The sequence below is a fragment of the Neptuniibacter sp. CAU 1671 genome, from assembly GCF_029222905.1.
Taxonomy (GTDB): Bacteria; Pseudomonadota; Gammaproteobacteria; order Pseudomonadales; family Balneatricaceae; genus Neptuniibacter.
On the sequence record NZ_JARHUE010000004.1, the window covers coordinates 258,606 to 274,349 of the forward strand.

The following is a 15,744-nucleotide window of genomic DNA, read 5'->3' on the forward strand; positions in this document are numbered from 1 at the left end:
CCTTATCAACCATCTATTTTTCGATAGCTATCAACCTTGAAGCCTAATACACCCGCTGCTACACCCAGCGCTCTGCAGGCTTTTAACCAGCTTTGATTTCGACCGACCCGGTTCCAAACCAGAACAGAAAGTAACGACTTGATCAATAACACCATCACCTGAAAAATCGCTGACAGAAAAACGGTTATCGGGGAGCGCCCATTTTGTTGTTTTCGCCAGGCCTCTGTAATACCGGCTCTGTACTTACGTTTTGACAGCCACCCCAACCGAGTCCGGGATTCAGGAATAATTTCATGCACCAAGGCTTCTGGGCACTTGAGGATTTTAACCCCCTTGGAAGAGGCTTCTTTGAAGAAAATAATATCGGTGCCACCCGCCAGCGGCTTGGACTCATCAAACCACAAATCATGCTGACGGATTAATTGCATTGGCACCAGAACATTGTTTGTCGCGCAGGCTTCAACCTGCTTCCCTCTGACATGATTCTGTAAACGGGTATTAAACAATGCCGCTATATGTGGTGGTGTTGTCTCAGGCAACTCTGACACAACGCCACCTGAAACCACCACTGATCCACCCATCTCAGTACAGAGCTGAAAGAGTTTCTCCAACCAATCAGGTTCCACCCATTCATCATCATCAATAAAGATCAGATAATCACTGCCCAATTGCTGAACTTCACGGATAGCCCTGTTGCGCGCGCAAGGAATACCCCGTTTTTCTTCACAAACGTAATAAAGAGGAAACCGAAATTGAGACATTAAAGACGTAACCAACGCCTCAGCTGAGCGCTGTTGGTCATTATCAATGACAACAACACTGACATCTGTGTCCGCAGTCTGAATAGCAGCAAGGCTTTCAAGACACATTTTCAGCAAATCGCCCCGCTTACAGGTACAGATGCAAATACTAATTTTTGTCATAACAAAGCTAGCCAGCGACCGTTCTCATTTCCCGCGGAAAACCGATGTTATTTCGTTGTCCAGAGAAAGCCATTGTTTAAAAAAAGGAAAGCACAAGCTCGGACTAAGGTTCAGACCTGACTGTATCAAATATCCAACGCCACATCTGAGTAAGTTGCTGTTTGACACTAGGAAGATGCTCAGCAATCTCCTGTTTGATCGTCTCCAATTGCTCATGCTGGCAAAATTTGATCATAACCTCTTCAGCATGCAGGGGATTTTCAATCAACCACTGCTCAATACCGAAATCCTGCAGCAGTTCTCTATATTTGTGACTCCAGCCAAATACGAGCACAGGTGTCCCCGTTGACAAACTGGATACCACGCCGTGGTACCTAGAAGAAAAAACAAATTCAGCATTAGCAATTGTGGCCTTAATAACCAAGGCATCTTCAGGATCAAGAATATTCACCTGCTCACTTCGAGCAAGCTCCTGACACAATTCAAGATCTTTAGCACCTTCGTGGTTAAGCAGTATGGGCTCACAGTCTAATTGTCTGGACAGAGTAATAAAACGTCGCGCCATCTCGAGATACTCATCCCTAGACACAACACCAGATTCCATCACTTTACTGTTCGGTATAAACAGCGAGTACGGTTTTTGTGGCTTAGGTATCGTGATCCCATTCAATAAAAACGTGATATCGGGATAAAGCCTGGCTTTCTCCGTAAATTTTGACAGATAGTCCGCAGATTTTTTGTCACGTACACAGACGCAGGAGGCCATTTCAAGAGATGGTTTAAGGCTGACTTCAAATCCGGGTTGTTCAAACGGCCCAAAAGACTGAGGCAAAAATACAAGTGGCTTTTGCATTGACTGCCACATCTTACGACGGTCTTCCAGGCGGCGCTGAGCCTTTGCACTTCCCCAAAAGTCTCCATAAGCAAAGCCAGACGCATCAACAATAAGGTCAATATCCTGTTCTAGGACAATACCAAGCTTGTCGCGCTGCTCGCGCGACAACCATGAAAATGGCCGATAAGATATTTTACGTCGCTTTGAAATACCTGTTTTTTTAATCAGCCGCTCGATTAATGTCTGCAAAGAACCCGCACCGTTTCTTAAACAGCGCTTCAGTCCCAGTTTTCGTAATTCTTTCTCCGGCAACTTTTGGGCAGTTGCGAAAACACAATCCCCATACTCATCAATACAGGCCTGAATTACCGCTCTCACTAGCAGTTCAGCACCTCTGTTTGGAAGTCCGATTCCAATCAGTTCTATATATTTAGCTTTCGGTTTAGTCATACACTTTCATCAAGCTGTGAGGGGACTTTTTCTGAGAAAAAGGAATCATTGCTTCAGGGTCTGGGCAACCAAATCCGACTAACATAATTGGCACGTGATAGTTTTCCAAACCCAGTAATTTCCGCGCAGTCGAGTGATTCTCTTCAACATCAGGCCAGTTAATCGGTACGCTGGCAAACCCCTGTGCAGTGAAACTTAACATCAACTGCGCAGTGGCCAAGGCTGAATCGATATAGATCAGGTGGCGATCTCTTTCTAAAGCAAAGTTAGATAGATCACCCAGGACCATCATCAGATGCGGCAGATCTTCACCAAATCCTGCTGTGCCAAAAGGCAGGTTCACAACCTGCTTTTTCAACTCTGCATTTTCTATCAATAAAAACTGGAAAGGCTGGCGGTTGCAGGCTGATGCTGCCTGTGACGCAGAATTAACCGCCTGTTCAATTTGCAGTCTGGACAACTTCTGGTCTGTGAACCAACGACATGAAACCCTGTTTTGACATAATCGCAAGAAACTCTCGCCATTTATGCCCTCTACCGGTGTGATTTGCTTAAAAGGGAAAGGTGAACTGGAGCCAGCATATGCATCATGACCGCTCAGAAAAAGCGCATAGGCATCCGCAATAATTGGGGCAGTTTTTTCGACGCGATCAAAATAACGAGTCAATACATCCTTTGCCCACTGCAGTTCAAGAGGATCATGTGTATCAGCTTTTAATGCAACAGAAAATGCAGTTACAGTCTCAGTAATATATTTCTCAGCAAATGTTCGCTTACCATCTGGAAAGCAAAGCCCTTTTTCAAGGCGATGTATATTTCGACGCAGCAGGGGCGAATGGGACACTCCAGATTGTAGATGAGCTTTGTAAGCACTCTTTCCGGCTCTGACTGCTTCCATCTCAGCTGCAAAAGCAATTTTTCCTTTAGCCGCTTTGTTACTTCTACCGCTACCGAAGAGTTTTAACAGTTCTTTTTTTATGCCCATTGTACTGCCCAGAACACTCGACCAATTCAGCGCGAAGTATTCTTCATTTCAATAAAACTATCTAGTTAAAATTTGAAAGATATCTAACCAGAAGAGGCCAAACCAGAGGGAGTTTCAGGTAATTAAAGAGCATAGTTAGCTGATAGTCCTCTTGCTCCATGCAGCTTGATAGTCCAGACATCTAAAAATGGATATACCAATCACCATCAAGTAGAAGAGGCGGCTACTGCGCAAAACAGCTTCTGTTAGCCCTCCAATCATCATAGTGGCCACAATTAGTAAAACTCCATACTTATATCGAGTACCCATTCCCGAAGAGGCTGCAATCAAAAGCAAACACCAAACCAGTAAGCCTGGAACACCCTGCTTTACTAGACTGTCTAGAAATTGATTATGAAAATGGCCTACCTGATATACTATCGCAGGACTGTAACCATGAGTTTCAATAAATTCAGCCGATTTTTGTCTTATTACATCGTAGTCAATACCAACACCGAGGAGAGGTTCCTCTTTCCCAAGATAAAGAGCCAGATGCCACATTTGTAATCGGTATCCAATCTCTGTATTAATCTGCCCTGTTGCGATTGACTCTATTTCGTGAAACGTTTGCTTCACATGCCTATCGGCTATATCAGTAGTTAAAACAATAACAGCAAAACCCAGAATGCCTAGAGTTAGCGCAACCAAGAGATTACGAAACGAGACTAAATTTTGTTTGATCGCTTGATATGAAACAAACAAAATTATGCCACACAAAATTAGGACGACGCCTCTGGTCCCCGTCACAAACGCACCCAGCAATCCGACACATCCAGCTACCAAATAAAAGCTTTTCAACAAAGGTTTTTTACTGTACCAACAATAAAACAAACAAATCGAAGCCATAGTCACAACAAGATAGCCATAACGGATCGGATTCGTCAGCATCCCTGCTCGAGGAAGTCCAAGGTAAAATTTCTCATATAAAGCATACCCACCCGCTGCAACAGCTGATACAGCAATAGCAACGCCCACCACCTTGTCGCTAAAACCATATCGCAACAGGTATAAAAAGATCAGAACAGCCGCTATCGCTTTTGTCGGTTTGTCATAGTCATCGCCGACCTCTGTTCCATGCAAATACAGGTGCAGAACATGAAATCCGCCAAACGCCAGCAAAGCCAGAATCCACCATTTCTGCGTCGCCCAGACGTTGGATAAATTTTTCAGAGCAGGAATAAGAAACAGGAGACTTAGCAGCAGCAACAAAGAGGTAGCCGGTGTTTTATTACCGACAATACTGTTCGAGAAATACCAGAACACGAGCAGGCTATTGAAAAGAAATAAGCCCCGCAAAAAATACTCGTTTTCCCAGAAAAAATATGGTTTTAAACTCTGCTTCACGGGTAATCCTGCCGACAAAAAAAGAGAGGCTGGCGCCTCTCTAGAGTCAGAATTATTTAATACGATATTCCGCAGAGCGGGCGTGAGCCGTTAAGCTCTCCCCACGCGCCAGCACTGAAGCCACCTTGCCCATCTCTGATGCACCTTCAGCAGAAAACATGATCAGTGAGGAACGCTTCTGGAAATCATACACCCCCAACGGTGAGGAGAAGCGCGCTGTACCCGACGTCGGCAGCACGTGATTGGGTCCGGCACAGTAATCACCCAGCGCTTCGGCTGTATAACGGCCCATAAAGATGGCGCCTGCATGGCGAATTTTAGGCAGTAGGCTTTCCGGATCAGCAACGGACAACTCCAGGTGTTCTGGCGCGATACGGTTGGATACCTCACAGGCCTCGTCCATGTCCCGTACTTTAATAAGTGCCGCTCGATTCACCATGGAAGGTTCAATGATGGCTTTACGCTCCATTGTTGGCAGCAGCTTATTGATGCTGGCTTCAACGGCAGCTATAAAGTCGGAATCTGGGCTGACCAAGATAGGCTGCGCATCTTCATCATGCTCCGCCTGAGAAAACAGGTCCATCGCCACCCAGTCAGGATCGGTCTGGCCATCACACACAACCAGAATTTCGGAAGGACCGGCGATCATATCGATGCCAACGGCACCAAATACCGCACGTTTGGCCGTGGCTACAAAGATGTTACCGGGACCAACAATCTTATCGACCTTAGGCACTGTCTCTGTGCCATATGCCAGAGCCGCAACCGCCTGAGCTCCACCAATACAGAACACCCGATCTACGCCGGACAGTGCCGCTGCAGCGAGTACAAGCTCATTGACCTCACCACCCGGGGTTGGCACCACCATGATGATCTCTTTTACTCCGGCCACTTTTGCCGGCAGCGCATTCATCAACACTGATGAAGGGTATGCCGCCTTACCACCCGGCACGTACAGGCCCACCTTATCCATAGGCGTCACCTGCTGACCGAGCATGGTGCCATCCGCTTCAGTGTAGCGCCAGGAATCACTTTTCTGCCGTTCGTGGTAGTCAGTCACGCGCTGCGCTGCGACTTCCAATGCTTTACGCTGATCTGCCGGCAAATTTGCCAGCGATTGCTGCAAACGCTCCTGGGACATCTCAAGGGCAGACATAGTCTCGGCTGGACAGCGATCGAAACGCTCTGTGTATTCAAGAACAGCGGCATCGCCCTCGGTTTTGACCCGATGTAAAATCTCATTGACGATCTGATTAACCTTATCATCTGAGACCGCTTCCCAGGCCAACAGACGGTCCAGTTGCTGATTAAAGTCAGTCTGGGTTGAATCCAGTTTTGTCAGTGTCAAATCACTCATGCCCCTGCCTCCATCCGGCGACGTTCTACAGCCGCGGTCAGCTTTTCCAGAATGGGTTGAATCTGGCGGTATTTCATTTTCATTGATGGCTGCCCCACCACCAGTCGCGAACTGATTTCTGCAATCTCTTCCATCGGTTCAAGGCCATTGGCGCGCAGCGTATTACCGGTATCAACAATATCTACAATGCGATCAGCCAGACCCAGCAACGGTGCTAACTCCATGGCACCATACAGTTTGATGATATCAACCTGCATGCCCTGTTTGGCAAAGTAGTCGCGGGTAACATTGACAAATTTACTGGCAACCTTCATCCGGCCATTCACCGGCGCTGCATTTTTGGGACCGGCGACCATCAGACGGCACCGCGATATATTCAGATCCAACGGCTCATACAGACCAGCAGCACCATGCTCCATCAACACATCTTTACCGGCAATGCCCATATCAGCCCCACCGTATTCCACATAGGTAGGTACGTCTGTGGCACGAATCACAACCAGTTTGATGTTGTCGTGATTCGTATCAAAGATCAGCTTGCGGCTTTTGTGAATATCTTCCGCCGGGACAATATCCGCTTCTTCAAGCAACGGCAGAGTTTCATCAAGAATGCGCCCTTTGGACAGTGCAATGGTCAGTTGCTGTTTCATGCTTTTTCAGTCCTCAACCCGGTACACGTTTGATGCGCGCGCCGAGGAGTTGGAGTTTTTCTTCAATACATTCATAACCACGATCGATGTGATAAATACGATCGATAATGGTATCTCCAGTGGCCACCAGCCCTGCAATAACCAGACTGGCGGATGCACGCAGGTCAGTCGCCATAACAGGCGCAGCCTGCAGTCGCTCAACCCCTTCTACCACCGCAGTGTTACCATCAATCGTGATCTTGGCACCCATTCGAATCATCTCCTGCATATGCATAAAACGATTCTCGAAAATGGTTTCCTTAAGAATACTGACCCCTTCAGATACCGCATTCATCGCAGAAAACTGTGCCTGCATATCGGTCGGGAAAGCAGGATAAGGTGCGGTTGTAATGTTGACCGCCTTAGGACGATTGCCCTTCATATCCAGCTCAATCCAGTCTTCACCAGTGACGATATGCGCGCCCGCTTCTTCAAGCTTCTGCAGCACCGCATCCATGATCAGAGGTGATGTATTTTTCACTCGCACATTGCCGCGTGTCGCCGCAACAGCGGTTAGATAGGTACCGGTTTCTATACGGTCTGCCACGACGGAATAGGTACAACCGTGCAGAGATTCAACACCATTTACAACGATGGTATCGGTACCGTGACCACTGATATCTGCGCCCATGGCGATCAGACATTTTGCCAGGTCGGTCACTTCCGGTTCCCTTGCCGCATTCTCAATGATGGTCTGGCCCTCAGCCAGTGTTGCCGCCATCAGAATGTTTTCGGTGCCGGTTACAGTCACAGTATCAAAGAATACCCGTGCGCCTTTCAGGCGACCGTTGCGACGTGCCCGGATATAACCGCCCTCGACAGAAATATCAGCACCCATCGCGCGCAGACCCTGAATATGCAGATCCACCGGACGGGAACCGATCGCGCAGCCACCAGGTAGAGACACTTCAGCCTCACCAAAGTGTGCCAGCATCGGCCCCAACACCAGAATGGAGGCACGCATGGTTTTCACCAGCTCATAAGGTGCACAGAGCTGCTTGATGGTGGTGGCGTCAACTTCGACGCTGAGTTTTTCATCAATCACCAGCTCTACACCCATACGGCGTAAGAGTTCCAACATGGTGGTGATATCGTGCAGGTGAGGCAGGTTACAGACCGTGACAGGCTTATCTGCCAGAAGCGTGGCCGCAAGGATCGGCAGAGCCGAGTTTTTGGCGCCGGAGATTCGCACCTCGCCGGAAAGCTGTTCGCCACCGGTAATAATCAATTTATCCATCGGTATTTCCGGACTGGAGATTAATTCTGAAGCGCCTGCCACTGAGCAGGCGTATAGGTTTTGATCGTCAGCGCATGAATAGTGCCATTGGCAATATGCTCTTTGAGACAGGCATATACCAGCTGCTGGGATTTCACGGGACGCAGACCTTCAAATACTTCGCCAACAACGACTACCTGAAAATCACAGCCTTCGCCCGCTGTGGTCACAACGCAGTTCTCTAACTGAGTTTCCAGAATCTGCTTGACCTCTTCCGCCTGCATGCAACGCTCTCCGCACTCTCATTAAAATCAAGCGGACAATCATACCGGAAGACAATAAAAAAGGCGATGCCATGCACCGCCTTAGAACCGCTCAAACTGGCGCAGAATTACTGACCAATCTCCTGCTCCAGCCCGACCAAACGCGCAATCGACACCAGCTCTTCAGGCACCGATTCAGCCGTAATCTCTATTCCCAGTTCACGGCTTTTACGCTGACAGCACAACCAGAACGACAGCGCTGAACTGTCTACCGAGGTCACACCAGAGAAATCAAACACAACAGGTCCCGTTTCCTGGGCCAGCAGCTGTGCCATTTCACTTTGCAAAGGCACAATATTGGCAAATTTAAGCGCACCTTCAAGCGAGATGCGCGCATCACCATTACGCTGGACCTGAGCCATCAGGCATCACCCTTTTTGTCGGGATCCACCAGATTTTCCCAGTTAATAATCGCCTGGCCAACATCGTTATTGCTGCGCTGAATGATGTCTGCAAATTGATTTTTGAAGGTCAGCCTCAGGTTAACGCCGTCCATCAGCACATTCACCAGACGCCAGCCACTCTCTTCCTTGGACATGTAATAAACCAGTGCATAACGAGCGCCATTACCACCGATCACATCAACCGTAACGACCTGCTTGCCTGGCTCAGGACTCTCAACCTTAGGCGGCTGAATTTCATAGCCACTGATACTGAAACCAACTATCGCCCGAGCATAGGTTTTAAGCAGGGTTGTCTTGAATACGGAAGAAAACTGCTGCTGCTGTTCCGGTGTAGCACGACGGTAGAACTTACCCATCACAACCCGTGAGATGTAATCAAAGTCGACTACCGGCGACAGTATCTGATCAATGGCAGCAACAAGCTCAGGCTCACGCTCAGGCGTCTTGAACGACTCGTCATGTAACAGATCGAGCATCTCTTTGGTTTTCTGATCAACAACCTGACTGGCTTCCTGCCAGCTGGCACTGGCCTGACCCAAACACAACAACATCAGGACAACAGCTGCGAAACTCGCTTTAACTGTGGTTGTAAAATATTTCATTTTCATCACTCACTTGCTTTATTTAACAAGAACTTACCCACCAGATCTTCCAGCACCAGCGCGGACTGAGTATCCCGGATATAATCACCATCCTTCAACACATCATCCTCAGCGCCGACAGAAACACCGATGTATTTCTCACCCAGTAAGCCCGCGGTCAAAATCATCGCAGAACTGTCAGTGGTGAGATAATCGACACTGTTGAAAATCTGCATTTCTACCCGGGCCATGAGCATTTTTTCATCCAGCTCAATATTGCTGACCCGCCCGATCTGGACACCGGACATCGTCACCTTTGAACGCGCAGTTAATCCACCAATGTTTTCAAAGCGCGCATACACTGTATAGGTTCCTTCGGCGTTGGACAGATTCAGCCCACTCACGTTCAGTGCCAGAACCAACAAAGCGATAATCCCTGCCAGCAAAAAGGCACCCACGCTGATCTCTGTGATCCGCATATTAAAAATCTCCGAACATCAAAGCTGTAAGTACAAAATCCAACGCCAGGACCGCCAGTGATGAAAGCACCACTGTACGGGTAGTTGCCTGGCTGATCCCTTCCGAAGTTGGAATACAATCATATCCCTGAAACACTGCGATCCAGGTTACAACAAACCCAAAGACCACAGCTTTGAACAAACCGTTCAGGACGTCATCAAAGAAGTCCACAGAATGCTGCATATTGGCCCAGAATGAGCCTTCATAAATACCCAGCCAGTCAACGCCCACCAGCGCGCCGCCATACACACCCACCACCGAGAATATGGCTGCCAGCACAGGCAGGCAGTAAAAACCCGCCCAGAACCGTGGTGCGATAATCCGACGCAGAGGGTCGACCCCGATCATCTCCAGACTGGAGAGCTGCTCGGTGGCTTTCATCAAACCAATTTCCGCCGTCAGAGCCGAACCCGCTCGACCGGCAAACAGCAAAGCCGTCACCACCGGTGCCAGTTCACGCACCAGACTTAACGCTACCATCTGACCCACCGCCTGTTCCGACCCGTAGTCCACCAGAATGGTGTAGCCCTGCAGGCCCAGCACCATACCGATAAACAGGCCGGAGACCACGATAATGATCAGCGAAAGCACTCCGACGAAGTAGATCTGCTGCAACAACAGCGGCAGCATGGTGCGCGGCTGAGGTTTCGCAACCAGGACATGACCCAAAATAATGCCAGAGCGACCAAACGCCGCCAGTTTACCGAGAGCACCGCGTCCCAGTTGAGCCAACTGATTCATGAACGTGCCTCCTGCATTAACTCATCCACATATTCCGCAGCCGGAAAATGGAATGGTACAGGTCCATCCGGTAAGCCTTGCATAAACTGTTTAACCTTGGCTGAATCAACCTCTTTCAGCTCCTGAGGTGTACCCTGTGCAACCACTTCACCGTCAGCGATCAGATAAATGTAATCTGCGATACCGAGTGTTTCCTGAATATCATGGGAGACGATAATACTGGTATGGCCTAACGCCTCATTCAGACGACGGATCAGGTTTACCAGCACACCCATGGCGATGGGATCCTGACCGGTAAAGGGTTCGTCATACATGACCAGATCCGGGTCGAGCGCAATGGCCCGCGCCAGCGCCACACGGCGAGCCATACCACCTGACAGCTCACTCGGCATGAGATCTTTAGCACCACGCAGACCAACGGCGTTCAGCTTCATCAGCACGATATCGCGGATCATCTGTTCAGGCAGATCGGTATGCACCCGCAGTGGAAAGGCAACATTTTCGTAAACAGACATATCCGTAAACAGCGCACCGCTCTGGAAGAGCATGCCCATTCTTTCACGGATCTCAAACAACTCACGACGCCCAAGACGCGGAATATTCTGTCCATCCATCACGATACTGCCTTTGGCAGGCTTTAACTGACCACCGATCAGCTTCAGCAACGTGGTTTTACCGGTACCTGAGGGCCCCATAATGGCCGTAATCTTACCGCGGGGAATCTGTATATTCACATCACGGAAGATCGGACGTCCTGAACGGGCAAATGACAGACCCTGGATATCGATAATGACATCTTCAAACGGTTTCATAGAGTTCCATACACTTGAAATCACTGGTCAGAACCGATGCAGTAGTACGCATACGGCGATCCAACAAGGGCTGAGACTATATCATTACACAGTAAAAACAGAAATATAGCCGCAGCCTTGAACAAAATGGCCGTGAAGAATCATTTAAAGGCCCTGCACATTTTGTTTTAATAGCCGCCTTGTTAATAGCTTGAGATGGACCCTATGCTTTATCCCGTTCTGGCCGTGCTTGGTGGCTTGGTTTTATTAGTCTGGAGCGCAGATCGCTTTGTCGCTGGCGCCGCAGCCACCGCCCGCAACTTTGGCATGTCTCCATTGTTGATCGGCCTGACTATTGTCTCCTTCGGCACCTCCGCACCTGAAATCCTGGTCTCAGTCATGGCCTCACTCAACGGATCGGGAGAACTGGCCGTCGGTAACGCGTTGGGTTCCAACATTGCAAACATTGCACTGGTGCTGGGTATTACTGCACTGGTCGCTCCGCTCCCGGTAAAATCGGGCATCCTGAAAAAAGAGATCCCCCTGTTGCTGGCGATCACCCTGCTCGCCTGCATGTTGCTTTTTAATTTATACCTCGGTCTCTACGATTCCCTGATTCTCTTGGCTGCGCTTGTCGTCAGTTTGTTTCTGTTTGCCCGTTTTCAAAAATCGGTTGCTGGCGATGCAATCGCCTCAGACGAAGAGGACCTGCCAGATCTGGCCACAGGTCCGGCACTGTTCTGGCTGATTGTGGGGCTACTGATACTGGCCGCAAGCTCGCGCCTGCTGGTGTGGGGTGCCAGTGAAATTGCCTATGCCATGGGTGTCAGCGAACTGGTGGTGGGACTGACCATTGTTGCCGTGGGCACCAGCCTGCCCGAACTGGCCGCCTCCGTCGCCAGTGCTCTGAAAAAACACCATGATATAGCCATCGGCAACGTCGTTGGCTCCAACATTTTTAACCTGGTTGCAGTCATGGCAGTCCCGGGGCTGTTATCTCCAACCGCGCTTGAGTCTGAAGTGTTTTATCGTGATGCCATGACCATGCTGGGACTGACTGTATTGTTACTGGCCTTTGCCCTGTGGCAGAAACCGCCTTCGATCAGTCGCCTTGAAGGTGGCTTGCTGAGCGCTGCCTATGCAGCTTATCTGGCGCTGCTATACACTATGACCGTAGCCTGACAATAGATACTGATCCTATGACACAACCTGACTTTCTCGCTTCAGCCCGCCGCACCATCCAACTGGAAACTGAAGCGGTGCGCGATATTGAACGCCATCTGGATGAAAACTTCCTGCGGGCCTGTGATCTGATGTTGAACTGCAAGGGCCGCGTGATCGTAACGGGCATGGGCAAATCAGGTCATATCGGTAACAAAATTGCGGCCACGCTGGCCAGCACCGGCACACCCTCGTTTTTTGTCCATCCGGGTGAAGCCAGCCATGGTGATCTGGGCATGATCACCGCACAGGATGTGGTGCTTGCACTCTCCAATTCAGGTGAAACGGCTGAAGTTGTCACCATATTACCCCTGATCAAACGGATGAATGCCCCTTTGATCAGCATCACCGCCAACAGTAATTCAACGCTGGCTCTGGCCTCTGCCGCCCACCTCTATATCGGGGTTGAGCAGGAAGCATGCCCCCTGAATCTGGCGCCAACCTCGAGCACGACAGCCCAATTAGTCATGGGCGATGCGCTGGCAATTGCCCTGCTGGAAGCTCGCGGATTCAGCGCTGAAGACTTTGCTTTTTCGCATCCGGGCGGTAGTCTCGGTCGCCGCCTGCTGCTTAAAGCTGAAACCATTATGCACAGTGGTGACGATGTACCGGTAGTGGCCTCAGGCACCCCGCTGCGCGAAGCGCTGCTGGAAGTTACCCGCAAACGCCTTGGCATGACTGCAGTCGTTGCAGAACAGGGCCAATTGCTCGGCATCTTTACTGATGGTGACCTGCGCCGCGCACTGGATCAGAACGTGGATCTGCAGAACACGCCGATTGATGAAGTCATGACCACCCACTGCACGACGATCAAGCCGGATATTCTGGCGGCAGAGTGCCTGCAAATCATGGATAGCCGAAAAATTAATGCCCTGATTGTGACAGACCAGAATAACTGCCCCATCGGTGCGTTAAATATGCATGACCTGCTTAAGGCGGGGGTGATCTGATGAATAATACAGTCGCAGCAGAACTTACCGCCAAACTGCAGAACATTCGCCTGGTGGTGTTTGATGTGGACGGCATTCTGACCAACGGCCAACTGCTGATGTTGCCCGACGGCCAGGAGGTAAAGCAGTTCAATATTCTGGATGGCTTAGGCATCAAACTGCTGATGCAGGCCGGTATTGAAACCGCCATTATCACCGGCCGCCGTTCGCCGCAGGTTGAGCAACGCGCCAAGTCACTGGGTATCAACCACCTGCGCCAAAGCCGTGAAGATAAACTGACCGCACTCACTGAACTGTGGCAGGAAACCGGGCATACCGCGGAATCAACCGCCTATATGGGTGATGACTGGCCTGATCTCAGCGCCATTCGAGCCTGCACCGTAGGTGCGACAGTCCCCAACGGCCACCCTTTGGTGCAGCAACATGCCGACTGGTGCAGCTCCCGTTCCGGCGGTACCGGCGCAGCCCGTGAATTTTGCGAACTGATTCTGTCAGCACAGGGCAAGCTCGACGCCCTGGCAGAGGCCTATCTGTAAATCATGCTTAAACCACGCACCGCCATTGCTGTCACGACCACCCTGGTGATCGGCTTAGTGCTTTACTGGAGCCTTGGCGGCAATAACCCTCTGCTTCGTTCGGCCGACAAACTCGGTCTGAACCGTCAGATGGACTATTTTGTCAACTCGGTACATCTGACCCAGTGGCAGCAGGACGGTGAACTGATCCGCACCTCTCAGAGCCAGCGCATCGAACACTACCCGCAACAGGAAACAAGCCAACTGGCAGCCCCAATCAGCCATTTTTACCGGCAGGATGGCTCTGTTATCCGGGTCACATCCGATCAGGGTTCGGTACCCGATGACAATAGCCGGATTGAACTTGCAGGCAATGTGGTTGTTCTAGATAATCCGGACACATCACAAGGTACCCGACTGGATACCGAACAATTGACGATTTACCCGGAAAAAAAACAAGCAGATTCAAAGGTTCGGGTTGTCATAACTCACCCGGACAGTCGTTCAGAAGGGATCGGTATGCATGCGAACCTGGAAGAAGGCACGCTTGAGCTGCAATCAAAAGTAAAAGGGATCATTCACAATGCGCAATAGTCTGGGTGTTATCTTTGCGGTTTGCTGTTCACTGATGTCAGGCATGGCATTGGCATTGCCCGATGACCAGAACCAGCCGATTCATATTGCTGCCGACAAAGCGCAGATCAACGACAAAACCGGCATCACGATCTACACCGGCAATGTGATTATCACTCAGGGGTCGATCCTGATTGAGGGTGATCAGGTTGAGTTGTATCGCAAAGATGGCAACGTGGATAAAGTGATTGCCAAAGGCAAACCGGCCCATTTCCGTCAGAAAAACACCGCCACAGACCCCTTCACCGATGCCTGGGGCCTGCACATGGTATACCTGATCAATACACGCATACTGACCATTACCGAGCAGGCTAAAGTGATTCAGGGTTCAGATACCTTTACCGGACAGAAAATTGATTACGACATCAGCCGCTCTCTGGTCAATGCGTTTGGCGGGACCGAGACAGAATCCGGCAGCGGCCGTGTGCAGATGATCATCCAGCCTAAACAGAGCAGCGAAACGCCATGACTCAGCTGGTCGCCAAACACCTGGCCAAACGTTACAAAGGCCGCGAAGTGGTCCATGACGTTTCCCTGCAGATTAACAGTGGTGAAATTGTCGGTCTGCTGGGGCCGAATGGTGCCGGCAAAACCACCTGTTTTTATATGATTGTCGGTCTGGTTCAGGCAGATCGGGGTCAGGTTATCATCGATCACGAAGAGATCACCCAACTGCCAATGCATGGCCGGGCCCGCAAAGGCATCGGTTACCTGCCGCAGGAAGCTTCTATTTTCCGCAAGCTCAGTGTACGCGATAACCTGCTGGCCATTCTGGAGGGAAGACAGGATCTTTCCAAAGAGCAGGCCCTGCAAAAAATGGAAGAGCTGCTGGAAGAGTTCCATATTACCCACATTCGCGATACTCTGGGTATGAGCCTTTCAGGAGGGGAGAGGCGTCGCGTCGAAATCGCCCGCGCACTGGCCACAGAGCCTCAATTTGTGTTGCTGGACGAGCCTTTTGCCGGCGTTGACCCAATATCGGTCAACGACATCAAACAGACCATTCGCCACCTACAAGCCAGAGGGATTGGCATTCTGATCACTGACCATAATGTCAGGGAAACCTTGGATATTTGTGAAAGTGCCTATATTGTGAGTGAAGGCACTATTTTAGCGCAGGGCGCTCCCGAAACGATCATGGCCAACGCCGCCGTTCGGAATGCCTATCTCGGTGATCAGTTCAGGCTTTAAAATCCATCACGGCAACCGCATTTCTGTTGCAGTTCCA

At 50.1% G+C, this 15,744-nt stretch carries 19 protein-coding genes; 6 read left to right on the forward strand and 13 right to left on the reverse strand.

Annotated elements, in window-relative coordinates:
- Positions 1-5: 5 nt before the first annotated feature.
- The 13 genes from P2G53_RS08975 to P2G53_RS09035 all read right to left on the reverse strand — a co-directional run bounded on the left by P2G53_RS08975 (position 6) and on the right by P2G53_RS09035 (position 11,218).
- On the reverse strand, positions 6-923 hold the full coding sequence (locus tag P2G53_RS08975) for a glycosyltransferase (RefSeq protein ID WP_275816367.1): 918 nt from the start codon (positions 921-923) through the stop codon (positions 6-8).
- A gap of 103 nt (positions 924-1,026) precedes the next feature.
- A complete protein-coding gene (locus P2G53_RS08980) occupies positions 1,027-2,208 on the reverse strand; it encodes a polysaccharide pyruvyl transferase family protein (RefSeq protein ID WP_275816369.1) in 1,182 nt (393 codons plus the stop codon).
- Positions 2,201-3,193 carry a nitroreductase family protein gene (locus P2G53_RS08985; RefSeq protein ID WP_275816371.1) on the reverse strand — a complete coding sequence of 331 codons (993 nt, stop codon included), beginning with the start codon at positions 3,191-3,193 and terminating at the stop codon, positions 2,201-2,203. Before P2G53_RS08985 ends, P2G53_RS08980 begins: the two co-directional genes overlap by 8 nt.
- Positions 3,194-3,328: 135 nt before the next feature.
- Positions 3,329-4,576: an O-antigen ligase family protein gene (locus P2G53_RS08990; RefSeq protein ID WP_275816373.1), complete on the reverse strand. Its 1,248-nt coding sequence runs from the start codon at positions 4,574-4,576 to the stop codon at positions 3,329-3,331.
- A gap of 52 nt (positions 4,577-4,628) precedes the next feature.
- A complete protein-coding gene (gene hisD, locus P2G53_RS08995; RefSeq protein WP_275816375.1) occupies positions 4,629-5,933 on the reverse strand; it encodes a histidinol dehydrogenase in 1,305 nt (434 codons plus the stop codon).
- Positions 5,930-6,583, reverse strand: coding sequence for an ATP phosphoribosyltransferase (gene hisG / locus P2G53_RS09000; protein ID WP_275816377.1), 654 nt, complete (start codon positions 6,581-6,583; stop codon positions 5,930-5,932). The genes hisD and hisG overlap by 4 nt, the downstream gene beginning before the upstream one ends.
- Positions 6,584-6,596: 13 nt before the next feature.
- A complete protein-coding gene (gene murA, locus P2G53_RS09005) occupies positions 6,597-7,859 on the reverse strand; it encodes a UDP-N-acetylglucosamine 1-carboxyvinyltransferase (protein WP_275816379.1) in 1,263 nt (420 codons plus the stop codon).
- A gap of 20 nt (positions 7,860-7,879) precedes the next feature.
- On the reverse strand, positions 7,880-8,122 hold the full coding sequence (locus tag P2G53_RS09010) for a BolA/IbaG family iron-sulfur metabolism protein (RefSeq protein WP_275816381.1): 243 nt from the start codon (positions 8,120-8,122) through the stop codon (positions 7,880-7,882).
- Between the two features lie 107 nt (positions 8,123-8,229).
- The gene (locus tag P2G53_RS09015) at positions 8,230-8,523 is read right to left on the reverse strand and encodes an STAS domain-containing protein (RefSeq protein WP_275816383.1); all 294 of its coding nucleotides are present in this window, start codon (positions 8,521-8,523) and stop codon (positions 8,230-8,232) included.
- Positions 8,523-9,167 carry an ABC transporter substrate-binding protein gene (locus P2G53_RS09020; protein ID WP_275816385.1) on the reverse strand — a complete coding sequence of 215 codons (645 nt, stop codon included), beginning with the start codon at positions 9,165-9,167 and terminating at the stop codon, positions 8,523-8,525. Before P2G53_RS09020 ends, P2G53_RS09015 begins: the two co-directional genes overlap by 1 nt.
- Positions 9,168-9,172: 5 nt before the next feature.
- A complete protein-coding gene (gene mlaD / locus P2G53_RS09025; protein WP_275816387.1) occupies positions 9,173-9,625 on the reverse strand; it encodes an outer membrane lipid asymmetry maintenance protein MlaD in 453 nt (150 codons plus the stop codon).
- A gap of 1 nt (position 9,626) precedes the next feature.
- Positions 9,627-10,406, reverse strand: coding sequence for a lipid asymmetry maintenance ABC transporter permease subunit MlaE (gene mlaE, locus P2G53_RS09030; protein WP_275816389.1), 780 nt, complete (start codon positions 10,404-10,406; stop codon positions 9,627-9,629).
- Positions 10,403-11,218 (reverse strand): ATP-binding cassette domain-containing protein, encoded by an 816-nt coding sequence (locus P2G53_RS09035; protein ID WP_275816391.1) that lies wholly within the window; start codon positions 11,216-11,218, stop codon positions 10,403-10,405. The genes mlaE and P2G53_RS09035 overlap by 4 nt, the downstream gene beginning before the upstream one ends.
- Positions 11,219-11,422: 204 nt before the next feature.
- Between P2G53_RS09035 and P2G53_RS09040 the strand changes: the two genes are divergently transcribed.
- Genes P2G53_RS09040 through lptB form a run of 6 tightly spaced genes read left to right on the forward strand, consistent with a single transcriptional unit; the run spans position 11,423 to position 15,707 of the window.
- Complete coding sequence (locus P2G53_RS09040) at positions 11,423-12,379, forward strand: calcium/sodium antiporter (RefSeq protein WP_275816393.1); 957 nt, start codon at positions 11,423-11,425, stop codon at positions 12,377-12,379.
- A gap of 17 nt (positions 12,380-12,396) precedes the next feature.
- Complete coding sequence (locus P2G53_RS09045; protein WP_275816395.1) at positions 12,397-13,368, forward strand: KpsF/GutQ family sugar-phosphate isomerase; 972 nt, start codon at positions 12,397-12,399, stop codon at positions 13,366-13,368.
- Positions 13,368-13,904 carry an HAD hydrolase family protein gene (locus tag P2G53_RS09050; RefSeq protein WP_275816397.1) on the forward strand — a complete coding sequence of 179 codons (537 nt, stop codon included), beginning with the start codon at positions 13,368-13,370 and terminating at the stop codon, positions 13,902-13,904. The genes P2G53_RS09045 and P2G53_RS09050 overlap by 1 nt, the downstream gene beginning before the upstream one ends.
- A gap of 3 nt (positions 13,905-13,907) precedes the next feature.
- Positions 13,908-14,477 carry an LPS export ABC transporter periplasmic protein LptC gene (gene lptC / locus P2G53_RS09055; protein ID WP_275816399.1) on the forward strand — a complete coding sequence of 190 codons (570 nt, stop codon included), beginning with the start codon at positions 13,908-13,910 and terminating at the stop codon, positions 14,475-14,477.
- Positions 14,467-14,985 carry a lipopolysaccharide transport periplasmic protein LptA gene (lptA, locus tag P2G53_RS09060; RefSeq protein ID WP_275816401.1) on the forward strand — a complete coding sequence of 173 codons (519 nt, stop codon included), beginning with the start codon at positions 14,467-14,469 and terminating at the stop codon, positions 14,983-14,985. The genes lptC and lptA overlap by 11 nt, the downstream gene beginning before the upstream one ends.
- The gene (gene lptB, locus P2G53_RS09065) at positions 14,982-15,707 is read left to right on the forward strand and encodes an LPS export ABC transporter ATP-binding protein (protein WP_275816403.1); all 726 of its coding nucleotides are present in this window, start codon (positions 14,982-14,984) and stop codon (positions 15,705-15,707) included. Before lptA ends, lptB begins: the two co-directional genes overlap by 4 nt.
- Positions 15,708-15,744: the final 37 nt, after the last annotated feature.

What these genes read in the sequence shown, in the direction of transcription:
- P2G53_RS08975 (WP_275816367.1), bottom strand. Translation starts at nt 923, where the DNA reads ATGACAAAAATTAGTATTTGCATCTGTACCTGTAAGCGGGGCGATTTG.
- P2G53_RS08980 (WP_275816369.1), bottom strand. Translation starts at nt 2,208, where the DNA reads ATGACTAAACCGAAAGCTAAATATATAGAACTGATTGGAATCGGACTT.
- P2G53_RS08985 (WP_275816371.1), bottom strand. Translation starts at nt 3,193, where the DNA reads ATGGGCATAAAAAAAGAACTGTTAAAACTCTTCGGTAGCGGTAGAAGT.
- hisD (WP_275816375.1), bottom strand. Translation starts at nt 5,933, where the DNA reads ATGAGTGATTTGACACTGACAAAACTGGATTCAACCCAGACTGACTTT.
- hisG (WP_275816377.1), bottom strand. Translation starts at nt 6,583, where the DNA reads ATGAAACAGCAACTGACCATTGCACTGTCCAAAGGGCGCATTCTTGAT.
- murA (WP_275816379.1), bottom strand. Translation starts at nt 7,859, where the DNA reads ATGGATAAATTGATTATTACCGGTGGCGAACAGCTTTCCGGCGAGGTG.
- P2G53_RS09010 (WP_275816381.1), bottom strand. Translation starts at nt 8,122, where the DNA reads ATGCAGGCGGAAGAGGTCAAGCAGATTCTGGAAACTCAGTTAGAGAAC.
- P2G53_RS09015 (WP_275816383.1), bottom strand. Translation starts at nt 8,523, where the DNA reads ATGGCTCAGGTCCAGCGTAATGGTGATGCGCGCATCTCGCTTGAAGGT.
- P2G53_RS09020 (WP_275816385.1), bottom strand. Translation starts at nt 9,167, where the DNA reads ATGAAATATTTTACAACCACAGTTAAAGCGAGTTTCGCAGCTGTTGTC.
- mlaD (WP_275816387.1), bottom strand. Translation starts at nt 9,625, where the DNA reads ATGCGGATCACAGAGATCAGCGTGGGTGCCTTTTTGCTGGCAGGGATT.
- mlaE (WP_275816389.1), bottom strand. Translation starts at nt 10,406, where the DNA reads ATGAATCAGTTGGCTCAACTGGGACGCGGTGCTCTCGGTAAACTGGCG.
- P2G53_RS09035 (WP_275816391.1), bottom strand. Translation starts at nt 11,218, where the DNA reads ATGAAACCGTTTGAAGATGTCATTATCGATATCCAGGGTCTGTCATTT.
- P2G53_RS09040 (WP_275816393.1), top strand. Translation starts at nt 11,423, where the DNA reads ATGCTTTATCCCGTTCTGGCCGTGCTTGGTGGCTTGGTTTTATTAGTC.
- P2G53_RS09045 (WP_275816395.1), top strand. Translation starts at nt 12,397, where the DNA reads ATGACACAACCTGACTTTCTCGCTTCAGCCCGCCGCACCATCCAACTG.
- P2G53_RS09050 (WP_275816397.1), top strand. Translation starts at nt 13,368, where the DNA reads ATGAATAATACAGTCGCAGCAGAACTTACCGCCAAACTGCAGAACATT.
- lptC (WP_275816399.1), top strand. Translation starts at nt 13,908, where the DNA reads ATGCTTAAACCACGCACCGCCATTGCTGTCACGACCACCCTGGTGATC.
- lptA (WP_275816401.1), top strand. Translation starts at nt 14,467, where the DNA reads ATGCGCAATAGTCTGGGTGTTATCTTTGCGGTTTGCTGTTCACTGATG.
- lptB (WP_275816403.1), top strand. Translation starts at nt 14,982, where the DNA reads ATGACTCAGCTGGTCGCCAAACACCTGGCCAAACGTTACAAAGGCCGC.